The following is a 22,024-nucleotide window of genomic DNA, read 5'->3' as shown; positions in this document are numbered from 1 at the left end:
GTAGGTAAGGTTAGCCTTACCTAACCATGTAGCGCAAGTTTGCGATCAAACCGCCCGCAAATATGTTTCGCACTCACCGCACCGGCGAGAGCTATCGAACTAGTCGCGAGTGTGCCGCCCCCGGTAGGCGGGGATACTCTGGTCCTCCGCCTCGCCCACCCGGTGCACGCGCACATCGTTCGTCGACCCCGGAACCCCGGGAGGCATGCCCGAAACGATGATCACCTTGTCGCCGCGCTTAGCCAGGTTGTTGTCGAGCAAATAGCGCTCCACCTGCTGGAACATCTCATCAGTGTGGGTCACGCGCTCGGCCAGCGTCGCCTCCACGCCCCAGTACAGATTCATACGTCGACAGATCGATTCGCGCGGCGTAAATCCAAGAATTGGGATGCGCGGCCGCAGGCGCGCAAGCCGGCGTACCGAGTCACCCGACTCGGTGAACACACAGTGATACTTCGCACCAAGGAACTCGCCGAGATCAACCGCGGCGAGCGTGATCGCGCCGCCCTGCGTAAACGGCTTCGTTCCGAGCGGCGGAATACGGTTCAGTCCGTGCTCCTCAGTGGATGCGATGATGCGGCTCATCGTTTCAACCGCCGCGATCGGATACTGCCCCACGCTCGTCTCACCCGAGAGCATCAGCGCATCCGCGCCGTCAAGCACCGCGTTGGCGCAGTCGGATGCCTCGGCACGGGTGGGGCGCGGGTTACTCATCATCGACTCGAGCATCTGCGTGGCCACAATCACGGGTTTCGCACGGCGACGTGCCAGCTCAATGGCCTTCTTTTGCACGATGGGTACCGATTCGAGCGGCAATTCCACACCCAGGTCGCCACGCGCAACCATGATGCCGTCGAATGCATCCACGATCTCAGCCAGCCGGTCAACCGCCTGCGGTTTTTCGATCTTGGCGATCACCGGTAGTGTGACGCCCTCTTCTTCCATGATCTGGTGTACGCGATGAATGTCTTCGGGGCCGCGCACGAATGAGAGCGCGATTATGTCGGCACCGATACGCAGCGCCCAGCGCAGATCGGCCTCGTCTTTTTCGCTCAGTGCGGGCACGTTCACGGCCACACCGGGCAGGTTAATGCCCTTGTTGTTCGACACCGGGCCGGGCACTTCCACGCGCGCGGTAACCGTGGTGTCTGACACCTCGACCGCACGCAGCATGACCTTGCCATCGTCGATCAGCAACGGGTCGCCCACCCGCACATCCTGCGGCAGCCCCTTGAACGTGGTGCTCACGATCTCGTGGTTACCAACGATGTCGTCAGTGGTGATCTTGAACAGCGTGCCCTCAGCCAGCTCATAGGGCGCACCATCATCGAACTTACCGAGGCGAATCTTCGGCCCCTGTAGGTCGACGAGAATCGCCACCTGGTGGCCGAGCTCGGCGGCAGCCTCACGAACCAATTCGTAGTTTTGGCTGTGCACGGTGTGGTCACCGTGACTGAGGTTGAAGCGAGTCACGTTCACACCGGCGCTCAGCAGTGCGCGGATCCCCTCGGGTGTGTTGACGGCCGGTCCCAGCGTGGCAACGATTTTTGCGCGACGATTCATGATCCTCCGATCAATACGTGACGAATCCGGGCAGCACTTTACCTGACCGATGTGGTTTGACTTTCGGGGTTACCGCCGGCGTCATCGGATGCATCCGGCGACGCTTCACGGTTCTCGGCACCGGGGCTTTCGGATCCGGTCGAATCTTGGGTGTCAACCGAATCTGCTGCCGCAGCATCTGGGACAGTCGAACCGGCAGTCTTGGCATCGGTGTCTTCGGGTACAAATGGCTCGTTCGACACATAAATGGTGCGTTCGAGAGGCGTCTCACGCTCACGGCGCGCGGCAACGATGTACACCGCCACGCCAACAAGCACCATCAGTAGCGCGCCAAACACATTGGAGCGCATCCCAAAAATCACCTCCGAATAGTCGACGCGAATCGACTCGATCGCCATTCGTCCCAGGCCGTACCAGATGAGATAACCGGCGAGCATCCGCCCGCCGCGCCAGCGCAGCATCCGCTCAAGCAGCAACAACACGCCAACACCGACGAGATTCCACAGCAGCTCGTACAGGAAGGTCGGATGGAAGAGCGTGCCGGCCGGCAGACCGGACGGATAGGCGGGGTTCGTCGGCAAAATTTCCAGCCCCCACGGCAGATTCGTGGGCCAGCCAAAAAGCTCGTGGTTAAACCAGTTGCCGAGCCGGCCGATTGCCTGCGCGAGCAGGATCGTCGGTGCGGCCGCATCCGCGAACGATAGGAACCGGATGCCGCGCACCCGACACACCAGCCAGGCACCGATTGCCCCGCCGATGAGCGCGCCGATGATGGCGTTACCGCCCTCCCAGATCGCGAAAACATTCCAAAAATTTGCGCCGGGATAAAAATAGTCGGCCGGATGCGTAAACACGTGCCACAGTCGTGCACCTACAAGGCCCAGCAGCACCGCCGGCATCGCGATGTCGATGATCACCCACGGCTCACCGCCGCGGCGGGTCATGCGCTGGTTCGTCCAGAGCACCGAGACAACAATCCCGGCCACGATGATGAGCGCATAGGTGTGGATGGTCAGTGGGCCGAGCGCGAAGGCGCGCCATTCGAGCGGTGGTGACGGGATGGCGGTCAGTACCGGTGGCATTAACGTTCCGTTCCTCGAACAAGTTCGGTGGCGGTGGCAGACAACGCGGTAACACCGCCCTCGGCAAGCGACCGTACCAGCGCCGAACCAACAATCGCTCCCTCGGCGTAACCGAGCACATCGCGTACCTGGTCGGCGGTGGAAATACCGATGCCCACGCAGGCACGTTCACAGCCGAGGTCGTGCAGCCGGTCGGCCAGGATGCGGGCCGCGCGGTCGACGTCGGCTCGTGCCCCGGTAATTCCCATGGTCGAAACCGTGTAAACAAAGCCTCGCGAAACTTCGATGATTTTGCGCAGCCGCTCATCGCTCGAGGTCGGTGCCGCAAGGAAGATGCGGTCAAGATCGTATTTATCGGATGCGGTCAGCCACTCACCGGCCTCTTCGGGGATGAGATCGGGAGTCACCATACCGGCACCACCGGCATTTTTCAGATCGCGGGCGAAATTGTCGACGCCGCGAGCGTGCATCAGGTTGTAGTAGCCCATCACCACGATGGGCATATCGACCCGCGAACGCACCTGCTCGATCGCACGGAAAAGCTGGTCAACATGAAAACCGGCCTGCAGCGCCCGCTGGCAGGCGGCCTGGATAACCGGGCCGTCCATGACCGGATCGGAGTAGGGCACGCCAAACTCAAGCGCATCCACGCCGGCTTCCGAGAGCGCCACAGCGGCATCAACGGAGGTTTGAAAATCGGGAAAACCGGCGGGCAGGTAGGCAATCAGTGGGCCGCGACGCTCCGCACGGGCCCGATCAAGCACCGAGACGAGTTCACTCACAGCTGCCCCTCCCCGATCACGCGGTTCGCATCACCGAGCGCAAACCAGTTCATCGCGGTCTCCATGTCTTTGTCGCCGCGGCCCGATAGCGACACCACGATGATCGCGTCTTCACCGAGCTGCTTACCAACGCGCATCGCACCCGCAAGCGCGTGTGCCGACTCAATTGCCGGAATAATGCCTTCGCTCTGCGAGAGCAGCCGCATCGCGGTCATCGCCTCCGAGTCGGTGGCGCCAATGTATTCTGCGCGGCCAATCGAATGCAGCCACGAGTGCTCCGGGCCAACGCCCGGATAGTCGAGCCCAGCCGAGATCGAGTGCGATTCGATGGTCTGGCCATCGGTGTCCTGCATGAGCATGGTGCGCGCTCCGTGCAGCACACCAGCCCGGCCCACCTCGATTGTCGCGGCGGTACGGCCCGAGTTGAGCCCCTCGCCGGCGGCTTCGACACCGTACAGGCGCACCTGCGGATCATCGAGGAAGGCCTCGAACATGCCGATCGCGTTTGAACCGCCACCAACGCAGGCGAGCACCGCATCCGGAAGCTTTCCGGTGCGCTCAAGAATCTGTTCGCGAGCCTCTTCACTGATGACCTGCTGCAAATCACGAACCAGCGCCGGGAACGGATGCGGACCGGCTGCCGTACCAAAGAGATAGTTGGTGGTTTCAACATTCGCGACCCAGTCGCGGAATGCTTCGTTGATCGCGTCTTTCAGCGTCTGCGACCCCGAGGCCACCGAAATTACCTCGGCGCCCAGCAATCGCATCCGCGCCACATTCAGGCTCTGCCGCGCGATGTCGACCGCGCCCATATAGATGGTGCAATCAAGCCCAAACAGTGCTGCCGCGGTCGCGGTCGCAACGCCATGCTGGCCAGCGCCTGTTTCAGCAATGATGCGAGTTTTTCCGATGCGCTTGGTGAGCAGTGCCTGACCGAGCACATTGTTGATTTTGTGCGAACCGGTGTGGTTGAGGTCTTCGCGTTTGAGAAAAACGCGCGCGCCCCCGCAGTGCTGCGCAAATCGCGGCGCCTCGGTGAGCAGTGACGGTCGACCGCTATATTCACGGCCCAGGCGACGAAGCTCGTCCAAAAATTCCGGGTCACGCTTCGCCGAATCCCACTCGTGCGTCAGCTCATCAAGCGCTGCCATCAGGCTTTCGGGCACAAATCGGCCACCAAACTCGCCGAAGTAGGGACCTTCGGCGAGGCGCAGCTGCTGCTCGCTCATACGCTTCTGAACTCCTTAATGGTTGTCACCGGGTCGGAACCGGTCACGAGCGCCTCACCGATGAGCACCGCATCGGCGCCGGCATCTCGATAGGCACGCACGTGTTCGGGGCGCAGCACCGCAGATTCGGCCACCCGCACCACGCCCTCGGGATATTCCGGCGCGAGCTCGGCAAATAGTTCGGGATGCAGCTCAAAGGTTTTGAGATCGCGCGCGTTCACGCCGAGCACCCGCGCATCCACATCGAGTGCGCGCGCGAATTCATCGCGGGTGTGTGCCTCAATGAGGGCGGTCATACCGAGCTGTTCGGTGAAGCGCTTGAGCCGCTCCAGCTGTGGCTGGGTCAGGCTCGCCACGATGAGCAGCACCAGGTCGGCGCCAGCGGCGCGAGCCTCAAGAATCTGGTATTCCTCGCCGATGAATTCCTTGCGCAGCACCGGGACATCAACCGCGGCACGCACCGCGCGCAGGTCATCGAGCGATCCCAAAAATTTGCGTTCTTCGGTCAACACACTGATCGCCGAAGCACCGCCCTGTTCGTATTGGCGAGCCAACTGTGCCGGATCGGGGATACCGGCGAGACGCCCCCGTGAGGGCGATGCGCGCTTCACCTCGGCAATAATGTGCACCTGGTCATCGTGCTGCAGGGCTGCAGCAGCATCGATAGCGGGTGCCTGCGCGAGAGCAATACGTTCAAGTTCGGCCGTCGGCAATTGTTCGCGACGGCGGGCAGCGTCTTCGAGCGACCCGGCAAACAGGTCGTCGAGAATCACTACGCTTCCTTCGGCCCGAGCCCCATAGCCTTCAGAATCGGCCAAATGATTGCGCCGGCGGGCACGCAGGCCACACCGATCCACACCAGCACCTCAGACTCGATGAACAGGCCGACAGCGCCCAGCGCAAAACCGAACATGATCAGCGTGACGCCGATCCACCCGGCTACCGAGTGGCCCTCGTCCTCGTAGTGCTCGATGGCTGCCTGCTGGTTCGACATGCATAACTCCTTCAAGAGGTCTGGAACTCTCGCTAGTCTACTGTGAATTCTCGCGACTGGAGACATCCTCGTCATCGAGCGTCGGATCTTCACCGGCGCTGAGTGCATCCCACTGGTCTACCCGCACATCGGCTTTTGTTTGCGCAGCTGGTTCGGATGCGGCCCCACCGCCGGCTACCGCATAACGCCGCCCACCGCCCTTCCACAGCTGTGCGGTTGCGGCGGTCAATGCGCCGCCGATGGCGAGCAGTACCCCACCGAGCATCGCCAGCCACGGCGCAAATGTGCGGGCCGGCATCAGGTCGGCACCGCTATTGAGGGCACCGGCCGGGTCGAGCTGCAATTGCCGTTCGAGTGCTCGCTGCAGCACCTGCGCATCGGCCATTGTTGCCACGGTCATAACCCCGGCGATACCAATCAGCACCAGCAGCACCCCGAGCACAATGCGCGGCCACCGGCCGATAAGCCACAGTGCTGCGGCGCTCGCGAGTCCGGCAAGCGACAGCGCCAGTGTTGCGGGGTTTGCCACATCGGCGCTGGCACTCAGCTGCTGACCGCCATCGGCGTGCGCGGTTACCCACGGCAGCAGTGTGGTGACAAGACCTGCCAGCGCTCCGGCCAGCACCAGCAGCATCGAGGCCCGCTGGTATACGCGTCCCCGAGCAGCCTGTGGCGAATTTGTTTCGGTTGTGGTCACGGATCTCCAATCGGCTGCGTGAACCTCACTGCGAGCTCGTCCGTGTCCCAGCAGGTGCGCGTATTGCGGTGACAGGCTGCGCCCATCTGATGAACGCCGAGCAGTACGGTGTCACGGTCGCAATCGAGCGCGAGCGACACCAGCTGCTGGCTGTGGCCCGAGGTGTCTCCCTTACGCCACAGTTCCCCGCGCGAACGCGACCAGTACACCACCCGCCGGTGCCGCAGAGTCTCGGCGAGCGATTCGCCGTTCATCCACGCCATCATGAGCACCTCGCCGGTGTCAAACTGTTGGGCGATCGCGGGCACCAGCCCGTCATCGTTAAAGCGCACCGAGTCGACGATCGTGGCAATTTCCGACTCGCTAAGCCCCTCAACGCTGCGCATCTGCAACAGCCTCACCGTCAGCAGCTTCGCCACCGCCAGCTGGTTGGCGCACCGGATAACCGGCCTCGGCGATGGCGCGTTTCACCTCGGCGATCGTGAACTCGCCGTAGTGAAAAACGCTCGCGGCCACCACCGCATCCGCGCCAGCAGCAATCGCGGGCGCAAAATGGTCGAGTGCGCCAGCACCACCGGATGCAATCACCGGCACAGTTGCGATCTCGCGTACCAGCCGTGTCAGCTCTAGATCAAACCCGGCCTTGGTGCCATCAGCATCCATCGAGTTGACCAGCAGCTCACCGGCACCCCGCTCGCACGCTTCCCGGGCCCACGCGATCGCGTCGAGGCCGGTGCCCTTACGGCCGCCGTGGGTGGTCACTTCAAAACCAGATTCGGTTTCGCTGCTGCGGCGAATATCGAGCGACAGCACCAGCACCTGGGCACCAAAACGTGCCGCAATTTCGTCAATGAGTTCGGGGCGGGCGATCGCGGCCGAGTTCACGCCGACCTTGTCGGCGCCCGAAGCGAGCAGTCGCGTGACATCCTCAACGCTGCGCACACCGCCGCCGACCGTCAGCGGTACAAACACCTGCTCGGCGGTTCGGGTGACCAGATCGTAGGTTGTCTCACGCGCATCACTGGTTGCGGTGACATCCAAAAAAGTGATCTCATCGGCGCCCTCGGCGGCATATTTGGCCGCCAGTTCAACCGGATCACCCGCATCCCGCAGGTTCAGGAAGTTGACGCCCTTCACCACCCGGCCATCGGCCACATCCAGGCACGGGATAACCCGCACCGCCAACCCGTTTGCCAGCGCGGTGCCACCAGTTTTGTTCGCGGTCATGGCGATCACATCCGAGCCGCTTGCAGCGCGGTCACGAGAATGGCCCGCGCGCCGATTTCGCTGAGCCGGTCCATCACCTGGTTGAGATCGCCCAGCGGCACCAGCGAACGCACGGCCTTCCACTCCGGGTCGACCAGGTCAGAGACGGTCGGCGATTGGAACCCGGGGGTCACCTCGAGTGCGGCTTCGAGCCGGTCGGCCGGAATGTCGTAGTCCATCATGCTGTACTCACGCGCCACCAGCACGCCCTCGAGCCGCTTAATCAGCGTCGAAGCCGAATCCACCTTGTCGGGCGTGGAAATCAACACCGCGGTTGATTTCAAAATCACCGGACCAAAAATCTCCAGGCCAGCACCGCGCAGTGTGTTGCCAGTCGAAACCACATCGGCAATTGCATCCGCAACCCCGAGCTGAATTGAAGATTCGACGGCGCCGTCAAGTTTCACGAGCTCGGCGTCGATACCGCGCTCTGCGAAATAGCGGCCCAGCAGCCCCACATAGCTCGTGGCCACGCGCTTACCCGCCAGTTCGGTGACATCAGTGAACTCGCCGGGGCGCGACGCGAAACGGAATGTCGAGTCGCCGAAGTGCAGCTCGCGCACCTCCTGCGCGCTCGACTCGCTGTCGAGCAGCAGGTCGCGGCCGGTAATGCCGATATCGAGCACGCCCTCACCCACATAGGTGGCAATATCGCGGGGCCGGATATAAAAAAATTCGACGTCATTGGCCGGGTCAATGGCGGTCAGTTCACGGCCGCGGCGTCCGCGATACCCCGCCTCCACAAGCATCTCGTTTGCGGTTTCAGCCAGCATGCCCTTATTCGGCACTGCGATGCGCAGCATCGTTGATTCCTTTCGAGTTGGCTGTCTCAGCAGCCGTCAAATAGCGGAAGACCAAATAGCGAGACAGGTCAGAGATAGCGATAGACGTCGTTCAGCTCGTAGCCTTTGGCGATCATCATCACCTGCAGGTGATACAGCAGCTGTGCCATCTCTTCCTGGCACTCAGCATCGCTTTCGTATTCGGCAGCCATCCAGGTTTCAGCCGCCTCTTCGACCAGCTTTTTGCCGATGAAATGCACGCCGCGATCAAGTTCGGCCACCGTACCCGACCCCTCAGGACGGGTCTGTGCTTTTTCTTTTAACTCGGCAAAAAGAGATTCAAAGGTTTTCACGGTTATCCAGTCTAGTCGGGGCAGTGTGGCCCGAGTTTCGTCGTGCACCGGGCCACTCACACATTCAACTAATGAGCCGCGTGCCGATGCTCGGTGGCGAGCTGTCGCAGCCGGGCGATCTCCACCTCTGGTTCGCCACGGAATACGGCCGAACCCGCCACAAAAGTGTCTGCACCCGCCTCGGCCGCCATCCCAATCGTGTCGGCCGAAATACCGCCGTCCACCTGCAGCCAAATTTCACTGCCGTGACGTTTGGCCCACTCGCGTGCCTGTCGAAGTTTCGGCATGGTCTCGGGCATGAACTTCTGCCCGCCAAATCCCGGTTCAACGGTCATGATGAGCAGCTGGTCAAAATGCTCAAGCAGCTCTTCGATCTGCGCGAACGGGGTGCCGGGACGCAGCGCCACCCCGGCCCTCGCCCCCTGCGCGCGAATATTGCGGGCGATCGTTGCCGGTGCCGTTGCCGCTTCCAGATGAAAGGTCACCGAAAACACTCCCATCTCGGCAAATTGCGGCGCCCAGCGGTCGGGATGGGCAATCATCAGGTGCAGATCGAGCGGGAGTTTGTTCAGCGATTGCAGCCGCTCCACCATCGGCTGGCCCATTGTGAGATTCGGCACGAAGTGGTTGTCCATCACATCCACATGGGCAGCATCAGCGGTGGCGATGCGGTCAAACTCGTGTGCAAAATTTGCAAAATCGGCGGCGAGGATGGAGGGCTGAATACGCACATCGGTCATGTTTCGAGCCTACCCGGCCGTCCGCCTGCCGATCGCTACCGGCTGGGTTTGCGCAATAGTGTCAAGAACATCGCGTCGGTGCCGTGGCGGTGCGGCCACAGCTGCACCGCTGTGCCCTCTCCAAGCTGTCGCGGCACAAAATCAAGTTCAGGTGCGATCGAAAGGCAGGTGGCAACCGCATCCAGTACCGCTACCGGATGCGAACGCATTACCCGTCGCACCACCGCCGCAGTCTCAGCAAGATGCGGCGAACAGGTGACATAGGCGATCACCCCACCAGGTTTTGTCGCGATGATCGCCGCCGCGAGCAGCTCTTCCTGCAGCTGCGTCAACTCGGCAATATCTTCGGGGCGCTTGCGCCAGCGTGCCTCGGGGCGACGCCGCAGGGCACCGAGCCCCGAGCACGGTGCATCCACCAGCACCCGGTCGAAGCTCTCGGGCTGCTCGGCATAGACCCGACCGTCAAGCTCGGTGACCGGCAACTCTTCGTTGCCGTTTGCGAGCGGGCGCAGGGCATCACGCACAAGCTTGGCCCGGGCGGGCGTCACCTCATTGGCTCGGAACTCGGCACCGTGCCGCAACGCTTCGGCTGCGAGCACAGCCGATTTCCCGCCGGGGCCAGCACACAGATCGAGTATTCGCTCGCCGGCGGCAATCGGCGTGACTCGGGTCAGGGCGAGGGCAACCAGTTGCGAACCAGCATCCTGTACCCGCACGGTCCCTTCCCGCACCGGAGCAAAATCGATCGGGTCACCGTGGCGCAGGCGCAGCGCCGTGGGGCTGGCCGTCTCGGCGGTGAGCACATCGGGATGCGCCGCCAGCAACTCTTCGCGATCGGCTCGGCCCGGCAGCGCCACCAGCTGCACGGCCGGGTTGTCGTTATCGGCTACCAGCAGCGTTTCGAGCTCATCGACCCGCCCCTCAATATCGAGGGCGTCGCGCAGCGCTCGCACGATCCAAACGGGATGCGAATGTGCAACCGCCAGGCGCTCGATCGGGTCGGGATGCACGGCCAGAATCGCTTCATGCCACTGTTCGGGTGTGCGTTCGGCGATGCGCCGCAGGATGGCATTGATAAATCCCACCGCGCCACGCGAACCGCGAGCTGAGGCGACGTTTACGGTCTCGTTCACCGCGGCGTGTGTTTTGGTGCGCATCCCCAAAAGCTGATGCGCACCCAGTCGCAGCGCATTCTTGGCCAGCGTGTCAATATCGGTGATCTCCCGCTGCGCGGCGAGTTCAATGACCGCGTCGTAGTAGCCAATGAGTCGCAGTGTGCCGTAGGTGAGTTCGGTGGCCAGTGCCGCATCGGCCCCGGTAACGCCGGCAGCGTCGAGCCGTGGTCGCAGCAGCAGATTTGCATAGGCGTCATCACGTTCGACGGCGATCAAGACATCGAGTGCCACCAGGCGCGGATTGGATTCGGCAATCTGTACGCGTCGGTGCTGCCCGCCGCGGCGCCCACCACGATCCCGCTGGCCGTTCGAGGCATTTGCACGTGCTGGGCCACGACCGCGGTTGCCGCGTGGCGGCCGCGACGGCCTATCGGCGCCGCTCATCCGAGTATCACCGACTCGGCGCGGCGGCCCCGGAACCAATCGGCGGCATTCATGGCGGCTTTACCCGCGGGCTGCACGCGCACGAGCTCGAGCGTCCCGCTGCCGGTGCCCACCAGCACCGCTCCCGAGACAAGGCGCACCTGCCCCGGCTGCAACACCTCGTCTGCACCGGCGCGTCGCGCCTCATGCACTTTGAATCGTGCTCCGTCGAGCTCGGTGCTGGCACCGGGTTCTGGGGTGGCACCACGAATGGTCGCGTACACCCGCTCGGCATCGAGCTGCCAGTCAATTTTGCCGTCAGCGGCGCCGAGTTTTGCGGCGTGCGTGGGGGTCCCCTCTTGTGGTGTTGCCACCGCTTCGCCGCGGGCGAGCGCGTTCACGGTTTTGACCACGTCTGCGGCCCCGAGCTGCGCAAGTCGCTCGAGCAATTCGCCGGCGGTCTCATCGGTGCCAATTGGTTCGGCACGGTTCACGAAGGTCGGGCCGGTATCGAGCCCGGCCTCGAGTTGGAACACGGCAATCCCGCTTTCGCGCTCCCCCGCCAGCACCGCCCGCTGCACGGGTGCCGCACCGCGCCATTTGGGCAGCTGTGAAAAGTGCAGGTTGATCCACCCCAGCCGCGGCATCGTCAGCAGTGGTTCGCGCACGATACCGCCATAGGCGACGATGACGCCCAGGTCGGGCTGGAGTTCGGTGAGCTGCGCGGTAACTTGCTCGTCGAGTCGGTTTGCGCGGATGAGTGGCAGCCCGAGTTCGAGTGCGCGCGCCGAAACCGGCGAGGGCGTCAACACGCGTTTACGTCCGACCGGCGCATCTTCACGGCTGATCACGGCAATAATTTCGTGTTCGGATGCGGCCAGGGCTTCGAGGGTGGGCACCGCGGCATCGGGTGTACCGGCTACAACAAGTCGCATAGTTTTCTAGGGTACTCGGCTGTTGGTTGGCATTCGGATCGCCCGCGCTTCCCCTGCCTCAATGACGGCCAGGTCGGTGGCAGTTCGATGGCTAGGCAAAAACGCTGTGGTCATCCAGGTGCACCCGCAGCGTCGACGCTGCACCGCGGCCACCGGCACCGCGGCGCGCAGTAGCCTGCGCCACCAGCTCGGTTTTGAGCGCGGTGGCAACTGCCGAACCTGCGCGGTACCCAAAACGCAGCGTGGCCCGGTGCAGTTTGGGGTCATCCTCATCGGGCACGGGGCCGAGTATCGACACCTCGGCAAGCTGTAGATCGCGGATGCGGCGCAGCGCAGCATCGACCTCCCGCTGGGTGCCACGCACAGTTGCCACGCGAACGGCCGGTGGAAATTCCAGTTCACGTCGCTGTTCAAGTTCGGCATCAACGATGAGCGCCTGCTGCCAAGATTGCAGCGCCGCAACCGGCTCGGAGACCGCGCCGGTGATCGCCACAATCGCGTCATCGGCCGATAGCGCGGCGGCGTTCGACCACATCCGCAGCACCTCAACCACGGTGTCGAGCGATTCGCGGGCCAGCGCAAACTCGGCATCAAGCAGCAGCACCGCCCGGTAACCGTCTGCGGCAACCGGTTCGGCGCCACGGGTTGCCACCACGAGCGCCGGTGCCGCCCCGATCGTGATCTGCCGCTGCTGCGCATCCGCGACTATCACCGGCACCCCGGGAAACGCGCGACCGAGCTCTTCGGCGGTGCGCTGATGCCCCACCGCGCCAGCACGCAGCGACTCGCCGCCACATTCACCGCAGTGCCAGCCCGCCTGAATCGCACCACAAACCCGGCACGAAATCGGAGCTGACTCTGAGCGCTGCACAATTTCCCCCGAGCAGCTTCGACAGCGGGCAATTTCTCGACAGCTCGCGCAGCGCAGCGTGGGACGATACCCCGCACGCCCAACCTGCACGAGCACGGGACCCTCGCGCAGTGCGCGACTGGCTGTCTGCCAGGCAAATTCGGGGATGCGCGCCGCGCTGGCTGCCGAATCATCCCCGAGCGTTGCGGCAGCGGGAATCACCCGCGCTGCGGCCGGCCCGGGCGCTGCCATCTCGGTGAGCCAGCCGGAGGCAACCAGGCGCCGGGTTTCAAGTGATGGGGTGTGGGCCGCGAGCACCACTGAACAGCTCTGCATCGCCGCGCGCATCAGCGCCACTTCGCGGGTGTGCGGATAGGGCGCCAGCGGTTCGCGATAGCTTTCGTCACCGTCATCCCAAATTGCGATGAGTCCGAGCGCTTCGGCCGGTGCCCAGACCGCCGAGCGCGTACCAACGACCACCTGCGGAATTGGCTCGAGCGCACGCAAATACTGTTCGTAGCGTGGCATCGGTTTCAATCGCGAGTCGAATCGCCGTACCAGTTCGGCGGGGATGCGCCGCTCGAGCGCGGCAGCGGCGAGTTCCAGGTCGCGAAAATCAGGAACGAGCACAATCGCCGAGTGTCCGTTCGCAAGGGTTGCTGCGGCCAGATCTGCCAGTGCACCGAGGGCGCGCGGCTCACGGTCGGCAACTCCCACGGGCGGGCGCAGCGAAAACCTGCCGCCGGGGTTGATGATTGCTTCCGCCCACGGCATGGCGGCCACTTCGGCACGCGGGTTGGAAATCCCCGCGGATGTGGCAGGCTCGGATGCATTGCCACCCACCGGGGCGCGGGATGCCTCGAGGCGTCGAGCCCGCTCCCCCGATTCGTCATCCAGCCAGCGCTGCTCGAGCCTGGCCGAACGCTTTGGGATAGCCAGACGCAGCACATCGGCGAGGGTGCCTGCCTGCCGGTCGGCGACAGCGCGCGCGAGCCGCGCGAGTTCGTCGGTGAGCACGCGGGCTTCGCTCACCACCGAATCAATATCGGCGAGCCGGCCCGAGTATTCAGCCTGATCGGATACCCCAAGCACCCAGCCCGAAATAATCCGACCGCCAACGCGCAGCGGCACTTTCACCCGCACGCCGGGCGCGATTGACTCTGCCAGCGGCGCCGGAATCGCATACTCAAATACGCGATCCAGCTGCGGCAGCGGAGAATCAATCGCAACCCGCGCGACGGAGGCCACGGCTATCGGATGGCTTGCTGTAGGGCCTCGACCCGGTCGGTACGTTCCCAGGTGAAATCAGGCAGTTCGCGTCCAAAGTGGCCGTAGTTCGAGGTTTGACGATAAATCGGGCGCAACAGCTGCAAATCGCGGATGATTGCGGCCGGTCGCAGGTCGAACACCTCTCGCACAGCGGCAATGATTTTTTCGGGCTCAACCGTGTGCGTACCAAAGGTCTCGCAGTACAGGCCCACCGGCTGTGCCGAGCCGATGGCGTAGGCAACCTGAAACTCCACGCGCTTGGCGAAGCCCGCAGCCACCACGTTTTTTGCCACCCAGCGCATCGCATAGGCCGCTGAGCGGTCAACCTTCGAGGGGTCTTTACCGCTGAACGCACCACCGCCGTGACGTGCCATACCACCGTAGGTGTCAACGATGATTTTGCGTCCGGTGAGACCGGCATCGGCAGCCGGTCCGCCCAGCTCAAAACCACCCGAGGGGTTGATCAGCAGCCGGGTCTTCGACGAGTCGAGCGCCACTCGGCTCAGCACCGGGCGAATCACCTCGCGTTCGAGATCCTCGGCAAGCTGCGCCTGCTCAACCTTGCCGTGCTGCGTCGAAATCACGATTGTCTCGACAGTTTTCGGCACATCCCCGTCATAACCGCAGGTCACCTGGGTCTTGCCATCGGGGCGCAGATACGGCAGCGTGCCGTTTTTTCGCACCTCGGTGAGGCGTTCGCTCAGCCGGTGCGCCAACCAGATCGGCAGCGGCATCAGCTCGGGCGTTTCATCGGTGGCATAGCCGAACATGATGCCCTGGTCGCCGGCACCCAGCCGGGCGATGTCATCATCCGAATCGCCATCGCGCACCTCGAGGGCGTGGTCGACACCGGTCGCAATTTCTTCCGATTGGCTACCGATCGATACCGATACGCCGCACAGCCGGCCGTCGAAGCCGAAATCTGAACTGGTGTAGCCGATATCGCAAATGGTTTGGCGCACAATTCCGGCCACATCCGCGTAGCCGGTGGTGCGCACCTCACCGGCCACATGCACCTGACCGGTGGTCACCATGGTCTCAACCGCGACTCGTGCGGCCGGGTCTTGTTCGAGCAGTGAGTCGAGGATGCCGTCCGAGATAAGATCGCAAATCTTATCGGGGTGGCCCTCAGTTACCGACTCAGAGGTAAACAGTCGAAGTTCGGACATGGGTAAATCACCTTCCCTGGGAGTGCGCGGCTGCTGCCGCGTGGGAGAACTTTGTGAATGGGGTTGTGTCATCCAGCGAGGGATCGCTGAACAACTGCATCTAGGATGACATCCGCCGCCGACATTTTGTCGCCTTCGTGATCGGCAAGCACGCTGCCACTGTCATCGATGATCTGCACGCGGTTGTATTCGCTCTGGAATCCCTCATGCCAACCGACCTGGTTGAGCACGAGCAGATCGCAGCCTTTACGCTCACGTTTGCGACGTGCAATTTCGAGTCGCTCGGCGTCATCAGCCTCGGTTTCGGCAGCAAATCCGACGAGCGTTTGACCGGGCACCCTGGCGGCAACGAGCTGCCGCAAAATATCTGGGTTTTTGGTGAATGTGAGCGTGAGCGCATCGCCGGTGGCTTCTTTTTTGATTTTTCCCGACTCGACGCGCTCGGGCCGGAAATCGGCAACGGCGGCGGCCATAACGATGATTTCGTGGCGCGGTGCCAGCTCGGCGGCCGCGGTCGCCATCTGTTGGGCGGTGGACACCCGCACCACGCTGACGCCTTCGGGCACCGGAACCTCGAGATTGGCAGCGATGAGCGTCACCTCGGCCCCGCGAGCAAGCGCCCGCGCGGCAAGCGCAACACCCTGCCTGCCGGATGAGCGGTTACCCAAAAACCGAACCGGATCAATCGGTTCCCGAGTTCCGCCGGCGGTAATGAGCACCCGGCGGCCGCTGAGGTCGCGAGCCTGCTCGTCTTCAATCGCCCGCCGCTTTGCAGCCCGCGCGGCGGTGAGGATGCTCGCGACGATGGTCTCAGTTTCGGCAAGGCGCCCGGGGCCGGAATCTCCGCCGGTGAGCGCGCCGGATTCGGGTCCGACAATAACCGTGCCGCGCTCTTCGAGGCGCCGAATATTGGCCTGCGTGGCCGGATGCTGCCACATTTCGGTGTGCATCGCAGGTGCCACCACCAGCGGCGACCGGGATGCGAGCACCGTGTTGCCGAGCAGATCGTCGGCCATACCCGCGGCGAACCGCGCGATGCTGTTCGCCGTGGCCGGCACTACCGCGATTACATCCGCCTGCTGCCCGAGTGCCACGTGACGCACCTGGGCCACGCCCTCATAGAGATCGGTGTGCAACGGGTTGCGGCTGATCGCTTCGAGTGTGGGCGCGCCCACAAATTTGAGCGAGTGTTCGGTGGCGATCACGTCGACGTGGTGGCCCAGCAGCACGAGTGACCGAATCACCGAAACTGCCTTGTAGGCGGCAATGCCACCCGTGACACCCACGACGATGCGCAATGACTGCGTATCGTCGTGTCGTGGATCGTGCACCACCACGCCGCTCCTGTCGCGCTGCTCTTATTCTGCGGGGGTTACCGGGTCGTCGCCAAAGTCGATGAGGTCATCGAGATCGGTGACTGCGGCCTCGGGTGCGGGCTCGTGCATGACGAGCTTGTTCTGGTTGATCTCGTGCAGCGCAATCGACAGCGGCTTGTCGTCGACGTTCGAGTCGACCAGCGGCCCAACATTGCCGTACACGGTGCCATCCTGCAGATCGCTGTAGTAGTCGTTGATCTGTCGAGCCCGCTTCGAAGCGAAAATTACCAGCTCGTACTTGTTCGACACGCGCTCCAGCAGTTCGTCAATGGGCGGGTCGATGATGCCCTTGGGCTTCTCAATCATTTGTGATTTCCTTCGTCAAGTCCCATGAGGTGCAAAACCTCGTGTGCGGCATCCGAAACGGATGAGTTCACCACGTACGCGTCAAACTCGTTCACGGATGCCAGCTCAACCTTCGCGGTCTGAAGGCGGCGCTCCTGCTCATCAGCCGATTCGGTTCCACGGCCAATGAGTCGACGCACCAGTTCATCCCAGCTCGGGGGTGCCAAAAACACCAGTCTAGCCTCAGGCATGCGCTCCTTCACCTGGCGCGCCCCCTGCAGGTCAATTTCGAGCAGCACCGGCTGTGATTTTGCCAGCCGCTCGCGCAGCGGTTCTGCCGGGGTGCCATAGCGATGCGCATTGTGCACGGTCGCGTATTCGAGCAGCTCATTTTCGGCGATAAGCCGGTCAAATTCAGCGTCGTCGACAAAGTAGTAGTCGACGCCCTCGCGCTCACCCGGGCGAGGTTTTCGGGTGGTTGCCGAAACCGAGATGTGCACATCCGGGTAGTTGTCACGGATGTATTTTGCGACGGTTCCCTTACCAACGGCGGTGGGGCCGGCGAGCACAATCACTCGCGGTTCCACAGGCGAGGCAGCCTCCCAGTCGAGCAGGAACTGCCGCAACCGTTCGCGCTGCTGTTTGCCAAGTCCGCCGAGCTTTTTCACCGGCGAAATTTCGAGGCGTTCGAGGATGCGAGTCGACTTGGTTTCGCCGATATGCGGGATTGCCCGCAAAAATTGCGGCACCCGCATCGTGGCGGCCGGATGCTGCGGAGTGTCGGTGCGCAGGGCAGCGGCCAACACATCCACCGGTCGGGCCGCACCGGAGGCGAGCCGACGCTTAACCTCAGCGCGCGCCCGTCGGGCCTCGACCGCTTTTTTCGAGGCTTCAACCCGGTCGACTGGTGGTGGAGTTTGCGATTTCATTTGAATGCCCGCCGCAACAATTCGTTGTGATGATCGATCGCCGCATCCAGACCCTCAAGCCCATCGCCAAGGATCGAACGCGATGCGTTAACAATCACATTCTCGGATGACTTCCCGAAGATCTCCTTGACGTCCTCAAAACGCGCGCCCTGGTGGCCGAATCCCGGCGCCAAAATCGGCGTGTCGGGTTCGACGGCCAGATCATCCACGTCGATGCCGAGCAGTTCTTGGTCGACCGTGGCACCGAGTACAACACCGATCGAACCCTTCTCGCGACCGGCGTAGTGTTCGCGGTTCCACTGTGCGGCCCGTGCGGCAATACCGCCGGCGACAGTGCGACCCTCCTGCGAGCCGCGAACCCGCATCGCGGTCTGCACCGAGGCTGATTCGGGGTTGGAGGTCGCGGCCAGCACGAACAGGCCCTTGTTGTATTTTTCCGCCTTTGCGAGCGGGCTGCTGAGCGTGTCAAAACCCTGATACGAGTTCATGGTCATCGCATCTGCTTCGAGCGGCATACCGGGAGTGAGCCAAGCTTCCGCGTAGGCGTCGAGTGTGGAACCGACATCACCGCGCTTGACATCGGCGATCACCAGCAGTCCGGCAGCCCGGGCCGCCTCGAACACGTCTTCAAGTACGCGGTAGCCGTTGGCACCGAATCGCTCGTAGAACGCAACCTGGGGTTTCACGATGCCAACTCGGCCCTGCAGCGCTTCGACGACGCGCAGACCAAACTCGTGTGCCCCCACCGCCGATACCGGCAGCTGCCAGCGCTCGAGCAAATAGGTGTGCGGGTCGATACCGACACAGAGGTGGCCGTATTTGTCGGTGGTTTCAGCGAGCCGCTCGCCGAATGTCTTCGCGGTTGTCACCGGTTTACCTTCCGTCGCTCGTTGTATTCCTGCAGCGGCGTCACTTCCAGCCCGTCATGGAGCGCTCGGAACGATCCAACCGCAGCGTGCAACTCCGACATCGTGGTGAAAATCGGGATATCGGCCGTTACTGCTGCGGTGCGGATCTGGTATCCGTCACCTCGCGACGAGGCACCCGAGGGTGTGTTGATGACCATATCGACCTCGCCGGCCTGGATCATCTCGACAATATTCGGGCGGTTATCGGCCGCGACCTCAGTATCGCCCTCGTCAGTGAACTTGCCAACCAGCTTTGCCTCGATGCCGTGCCGGTACAGCACCTTGGCGGTGCCGTCGGTGGCGTAGATTTCAAATCCCAGGTTGAGCAGTTCCATGATCGGGGTAACGATCGCTCCCTTGTCACGGTCATTCACCGAAACAAACACGGTGCCCCCCTCGGGCAGCCCGCCGTAGGCTGCAAGCTGGCTCTTGGCAAACGCGAGCGGGAAGTTTTTGTCAATTCCCATCACTTCACCGGTCGAACGCATTTCGGGCGAGAGCAGCGTGTCGACAATCGAGCCGTCGCGCGTGCGGAAGCGTTTGAACGGCAGCACCGCTTCTTTCACCGCTACCGGAGCATCCAGCGGCAGAATCGTGCCGTCACCCTCGGGCAGTAGCAGCCCCTCGGCACGCAATTCGGCGATAGTGGCGCCAGCCATGACGCGCGCAGCGGCCTTCGCGAGCTGTGTACCGAGCGCCTTCGAAACAAACGGCACAGTGCGCGAGGCACGCGGGTTTGCTTCGAGCACATAGAGCCGCCCAGCACCGATCGCAAATTGCACGTTCAGCAGGCCGCGCACGCCCACTCCCGAGGCGATGCGCAGCGTCGCCTCGCGCACCTCACGCAAACGCGCATCACTCAGGGTGATAGCTGGCAGGGTGCAGGCCGAGTCGCCCGAGTGAATACCCGCCTCTTCGATGTGTTCCATGATGCCGCCGATATAGATGTCGGTGCCGTCATACAGCGCGTCGACGTCGATTTCGGTGGCGTCGTCGAGGAAGCGGTCAACCAGCAGCGGGTGGTCGACCGTAACAATGCCCTGGTCGGCGATGCGGTCGAAGTAGTCGTCCAGCTGCTCGGTCGAGTAGACGATTTCCATCCCACGACCACCCAGCACGAAGCTCGGGCGCACCAGCACCGGGTAGCCGATGCGATTGGCAATTTCGTGGGCATCGGCGCGGTTGGTGGCCGTACCGTTTGCCGGCGCTGCCAGGCCGGCTTCTTCGAGGATGCGCGCAAACTGGCCACGCTCTTCGGCGCTGTCGATCGCATCCGGGCTGGTGCCGAGAATCGGCACGCCCGCGGCCTGCAGGCCCTTGGCGAGCCCCAGCGGGGTTTGGCCACCGAGCTGCACAATCACGCCCTTCAATGTTCCAGAAGCGCGTTCGGCGTCGATAACCTCGAGCACGTCTTCGAGCGTCAGCGGTTCAAAGTAGAGCCGATCGGAAGTGTCGTAGTCGGTCGAGACGGTCTCGGGGTTGCAGTTGACCATGATGGTTTCGTAGCCCGCGTCAGCCAACGCGAACGAGGCGTGCACACACGAATAGTCGAACTCGATACCCTGACCGATACGGTTCGGGCCCGAACCGAGAATGATGACCTTCTCGCGGTCGCTCGGTGCAACCTCGGTTTCAAGGTCGTAGCTCGAGTAGTGGTAGGGCGTGAATGCCGGGAACTCGCCCGCGCAGGTGTCAACGGTTTTGTATACCGGGATGATGCCGCTATTGCGGCGGATCGCGCGCACCTCAGCCTCGGTGAGTCCGCGCAGCTCGGCGAGCTGAGCATCAGAAAAACCGTGCCGCTTGGCCAACCGCAGCGTAGGCGCATCCAGTACCTCAACCGAACGCACCTGTTCGGCAATTTCGTTGATGAGTGCGATCTGATCGAGGAACCAGGGGTCAATCTTGGTCGATTCAAAGATCTGCTCGACCGTGGCGCCCTTCGACATGGCAATTTGCACGTCGACGATTCTGCCGTCGGTGGGCGTTTTGATGATCTCCAGCAGCTCATCAACGGTGCGTTCGTCATCGACCCAGGTAAATGATGAGCCGCGCTTTTCGAGCGAGCGCAGCGCCTTCTGCAGGGCCGTGGTGAAATTGCGGCCAATCGCCATGGCCTCACCCACCGATTTCATGGTGGTGGTGAGGGTGGGGTCAGCGGCCGGGAATTTTTCAAAGTTGAACCGCGGCACCTTGACGACCGTGTAGTCGATGGCCGGCTCAAAGCTTGCCGGAGTTTCGCGGGTGATGTCGTTGGCGATCTCATCGAGACGGTAACCGATGGCCACCTTGGCGGCGATTTTTGCGATCGGGAAGCCGGTGGCCTTTGAGGCCAGCGCCGATGAGCGAGATACCCGCGGGTTCATTTCGATAACGATGACACGGCCATTGCTCGGGTCGACGGCAAACTGGATGTTGCAACCACCGGTGTCAACACCAACGGCGCGAATGATGGCGATACCGACATCGCGCAGCTTTTGATATTCGACGTCGGTGAGCGTCAGTGCCGGTGCCACGGTGATTGAGTCGCCGGTGTGCACACCAACCGGGTCAACGTTTTCAATCGAGCAAATCACCACCGTGTTGTCGGCAGCGTCGCGCATGAGTTCGAGCTCGTATTCTTTCCACCCGAGGATCGATTCTTCGAGCAGCACTTCGCTGGTGGGTGATGAGAGCAACCCGTCTTCAACGATGCGCACGAGCTCAGCCTCGTCGTGCGCGAAGCCAGAACCCAGACCACCCATCGTGAATGAGGGACGCACCACCAGCGGGTAGCCGAGGTCGGCGGCGAAGGCCTTGGCCTCTTCGACGGTGTGGGCAATGTATGAGCGAGCCACGTCGGCACCGCACTCGATCACCAGGTCTTTGAACTCCTGACGGTCTTCACCGCGGCGAATTGCGTCAACATTGGCGCCGATGAGTTCGACTCCGTGTTTTTCGAGCAGTCCGAGCTCGTGCAGCTTCATGGCCGCGTTGAGTGCGGTCTGGCCACCGAGCGTCGGCAAGATGGCGTCGGGACGCTCACGCAGGATGATTTTTTCGATCACTTCGGGGGTGATCGGCTCAACATAGGTGGCGTCGGCGAAGTCGGGGTCGGTCATGATCGTCGCCGGGTTCGAGTTGAGCAAAATTACTCGCACACCCTCTTCGCGAAGCACGCGGCACGCCTGGGTGCCGGAGTAGTCAAACTCTGCTGCCTGACCGATAACGATCGGGCCCGAGCCGATGACGAGTACTGAATTGATGTCGTTGCGCTTTGGCATAGGTTCGTCGGCTC

21 protein-coding genes are annotated in these 22,024 nt (G+C 62.8%); all 21 read right to left on the bottom strand.

Going from position 1 to position 22,024, the window contains the following annotated elements:
- Window positions 1-99: 99 nt before the first annotated feature.
- A complete protein-coding gene (gene pyk / locus JMV54_RS00580) occupies window positions 100-1,563 on the bottom strand; it encodes a pyruvate kinase (protein WP_201516943.1) in 1,464 nt (487 codons plus the stop codon).
- A gap of 38 nt (window positions 1,564-1,601) precedes the next feature.
- Window positions 1,602-2,645: a prolipoprotein diacylglyceryl transferase gene (lgt, locus tag JMV54_RS00575; protein WP_201516942.1), complete on the bottom strand. Its 1,044-nt coding sequence runs from the start codon at window positions 2,643-2,645 to the stop codon at window positions 1,602-1,604.
- Entirely contained in the window at window positions 2,645-3,427 is a 783-nt protein-coding gene (trpA, locus tag JMV54_RS00570; RefSeq protein ID WP_201516941.1) for a tryptophan synthase subunit alpha, read from the bottom strand. The genes lgt and trpA overlap by 1 nt, the downstream gene beginning before the upstream one ends.
- Window positions 3,424-4,656, bottom strand: coding sequence for a tryptophan synthase subunit beta (gene trpB, locus JMV54_RS00565; RefSeq protein ID WP_201516940.1), 1,233 nt, complete (start codon window positions 4,654-4,656; stop codon window positions 3,424-3,426). Before trpB ends, trpA begins: the two co-directional genes overlap by 4 nt.
- Entirely contained in the window at window positions 4,653-5,426 is a 774-nt protein-coding gene (trpC, locus tag JMV54_RS00560) for an indole-3-glycerol phosphate synthase TrpC (protein ID WP_201517254.1), read from the bottom strand. The genes trpB and trpC overlap by 4 nt, the downstream gene beginning before the upstream one ends.
- Window positions 5,427-5,428: 2 nt before the next feature.
- The gene (locus JMV54_RS00555; RefSeq protein ID WP_201516939.1) at window positions 5,429-5,650 is read right to left on the bottom strand and encodes an HGxxPAAW family protein; all 222 of its coding nucleotides are present in this window, start codon (window positions 5,648-5,650) and stop codon (window positions 5,429-5,431) included.
- A 37-nt stretch (window positions 5,651-5,687) separates the two neighbouring features.
- On the bottom strand, window positions 5,688-6,347 hold the full coding sequence (locus tag JMV54_RS00550) for a Trp biosynthesis-associated membrane protein (protein ID WP_201516938.1): 660 nt from the start codon (window positions 6,345-6,347) through the stop codon (window positions 5,688-5,690).
- Entirely contained in the window at window positions 6,344-6,733 is a 390-nt protein-coding gene (gene hisI / locus JMV54_RS00545) for a phosphoribosyl-AMP cyclohydrolase (RefSeq protein ID WP_201516937.1), read from the bottom strand. Before hisI ends, JMV54_RS00550 begins: the two co-directional genes overlap by 4 nt.
- Window positions 6,720-7,574, bottom strand: a complete 855-nt coding sequence (gene hisF, locus JMV54_RS00540) for an imidazole glycerol phosphate synthase subunit HisF (protein WP_201516936.1) — start codon at window positions 7,572-7,574, stop codon at window positions 6,720-6,722. Before hisF ends, hisI begins: the two co-directional genes overlap by 14 nt.
- Window positions 7,575-7,579: 5 nt before the next feature.
- Window positions 7,580-8,416: an ATP phosphoribosyltransferase gene (hisG, locus tag JMV54_RS00535; protein WP_201516935.1), complete on the bottom strand. Its 837-nt coding sequence runs from the start codon at window positions 8,414-8,416 to the stop codon at window positions 7,580-7,582.
- A 68-nt stretch (window positions 8,417-8,484) separates the two neighbouring features.
- Window positions 8,485-8,748, bottom strand: a complete 264-nt coding sequence (locus JMV54_RS00530) for a phosphoribosyl-ATP diphosphatase (RefSeq protein WP_201516934.1) — start codon at window positions 8,746-8,748, stop codon at window positions 8,485-8,487.
- Between the two features lie 68 nt (window positions 8,749-8,816).
- Complete coding sequence (rpe, locus tag JMV54_RS00525) at window positions 8,817-9,488, bottom strand: ribulose-phosphate 3-epimerase (RefSeq protein WP_201516933.1); 672 nt, start codon at window positions 9,486-9,488, stop codon at window positions 8,817-8,819.
- Between the two features lie 35 nt (window positions 9,489-9,523).
- Complete coding sequence (locus tag JMV54_RS00520) at window positions 9,524-11,047, bottom strand: transcription antitermination factor NusB (RefSeq protein ID WP_201516932.1); 1,524 nt, start codon at window positions 11,045-11,047, stop codon at window positions 9,524-9,526.
- Complete coding sequence (gene fmt / locus JMV54_RS00515) at window positions 11,044-11,961, bottom strand: methionyl-tRNA formyltransferase (RefSeq protein WP_201516931.1); 918 nt, start codon at window positions 11,959-11,961, stop codon at window positions 11,044-11,046. The genes JMV54_RS00520 and fmt overlap by 4 nt, the downstream gene beginning before the upstream one ends.
- A 91-nt stretch (window positions 11,962-12,052) precedes the next feature.
- Window positions 12,053-14,059 carry a primosomal protein N' family DNA-binding protein gene (locus tag JMV54_RS00510; RefSeq protein WP_201516930.1) on the bottom strand — a complete coding sequence of 669 codons (2,007 nt, stop codon included), beginning with the start codon at window positions 14,057-14,059 and terminating at the stop codon, window positions 12,053-12,055.
- Between the two features lie 2 nt (window positions 14,060-14,061).
- The gene (gene metK, locus JMV54_RS00505; protein WP_201516929.1) at window positions 14,062-15,249 is read right to left on the bottom strand and encodes a methionine adenosyltransferase; all 1,188 of its coding nucleotides are present in this window, start codon (window positions 15,247-15,249) and stop codon (window positions 14,062-14,064) included.
- Window positions 15,250-15,317: 68 nt separating this feature from the next.
- Window positions 15,318-16,547, bottom strand: a complete 1,230-nt coding sequence (gene coaBC, locus JMV54_RS00500) for a bifunctional phosphopantothenoylcysteine decarboxylase/phosphopantothenate--cysteine ligase CoaBC (RefSeq protein ID WP_201517253.1) — start codon at window positions 16,545-16,547, stop codon at window positions 15,318-15,320.
- A gap of 60 nt (window positions 16,548-16,607) precedes the next feature.
- Window positions 16,608-16,931, bottom strand: a complete 324-nt coding sequence (rpoZ, locus tag JMV54_RS00495) for a DNA-directed RNA polymerase subunit omega (RefSeq protein WP_201516928.1) — start codon at window positions 16,929-16,931, stop codon at window positions 16,608-16,610.
- Window positions 16,928-17,839, bottom strand: a complete 912-nt coding sequence (gene gmk, locus JMV54_RS00490; protein ID WP_201516927.1) for a guanylate kinase — start codon at window positions 17,837-17,839, stop codon at window positions 16,928-16,930. The genes rpoZ and gmk overlap by 4 nt, the downstream gene beginning before the upstream one ends.
- Window positions 17,836-18,708 carry an orotidine-5'-phosphate decarboxylase gene (pyrF, locus tag JMV54_RS00485; protein WP_230972523.1) on the bottom strand — a complete coding sequence of 291 codons (873 nt, stop codon included), beginning with the start codon at window positions 18,706-18,708 and terminating at the stop codon, window positions 17,836-17,838. The genes gmk and pyrF overlap by 4 nt, the downstream gene beginning before the upstream one ends.
- The gene (gene carB / locus JMV54_RS00480) at window positions 18,705-22,010 is read right to left on the bottom strand and encodes a carbamoyl-phosphate synthase large subunit (RefSeq protein WP_201516926.1); all 3,306 of its coding nucleotides are present in this window, start codon (window positions 22,008-22,010) and stop codon (window positions 18,705-18,707) included. Before carB ends, pyrF begins: the two co-directional genes overlap by 4 nt.
- Window positions 22,011-22,024: the final 14 nt, after the last annotated feature.

Source organism: Gulosibacter hominis (assembly GCF_904842695.1).
Lineage (GTDB): Bacteria > Actinomycetota > Actinomycetes > Actinomycetales > Microbacteriaceae > Gulosibacter > Gulosibacter hominis.
Note: the sequence above shows the minus strand (reverse complement) of the source record. Positions and strands in the feature narration are given on the sequence as shown.

Bases quoted from the DNA above. Each gene is read 5' to 3' on its own strand.
- fmt (WP_201516931.1), bottom strand. From the start codon at position 11,961: ATGCGACTTGTTGTAGCCGGTACACCCGATGCCGCGGTGCCCACCCTC.
- hisF (WP_201516936.1), bottom strand. From the start codon at position 7,574: ATGACCGCGAACAAAACTGGTGGCACCGCGCTGGCAAACGGGTTGGCG.
- rpe (WP_201516933.1), bottom strand. From the start codon at position 9,488: ATGACCGATGTGCGTATTCAGCCCTCCATCCTCGCCGCCGATTTTGCA.
- hisG (WP_201516935.1), bottom strand. From the start codon at position 8,416: ATGCTGCGCATCGCAGTGCCGAATAAGGGCATGCTGGCTGAAACCGCA.
- pyk (WP_201516943.1), bottom strand. From the start codon at position 1,563: ATGAATCGTCGCGCAAAAATCGTTGCCACGCTGGGACCGGCCGTCAAC.
- carB (WP_201516926.1), bottom strand. From the start codon at position 22,010: ATGCCAAAGCGCAACGACATCAATTCAGTACTCGTCATCGGCTCGGGC.
- metK (WP_201516929.1), bottom strand. From the start codon at position 15,249: ATGTCCGAACTTCGACTGTTTACCTCTGAGTCGGTAACTGAGGGCCAC.
- rpoZ (WP_201516928.1), bottom strand. From the start codon at position 16,931: ATGATTGAGAAGCCCAAGGGCATCATCGACCCGCCCATTGACGAACTG.
- trpB (WP_201516940.1), bottom strand. From the start codon at position 4,656: ATGAGCGAGCAGCAGCTGCGCCTCGCCGAAGGTCCCTACTTCGGCGAG.
- gmk (WP_201516927.1), bottom strand. From the start codon at position 17,839: ATGAAATCGCAAACTCCACCACCAGTCGACCGGGTTGAAGCCTCGAAA.
- JMV54_RS00520 (WP_201516932.1), bottom strand. From the start codon at position 11,047: ATGAGCGGCGCCGATAGGCCGTCGCGGCCGCCACGCGGCAACCGCGGT.
- JMV54_RS00555 (WP_201516939.1), bottom strand. From the start codon at position 5,650: ATGTCGAACCAGCAGGCAGCCATCGAGCACTACGAGGACGAGGGCCAC.
- lgt (WP_201516942.1), bottom strand. From the start codon at position 2,645: ATGCCACCGGTACTGACCGCCATCCCGTCACCACCGCTCGAATGGCGC.
- hisI (WP_201516937.1), bottom strand. From the start codon at position 6,733: ATGCGCAGCGTTGAGGGGCTTAGCGAGTCGGAAATTGCCACGATCGTC.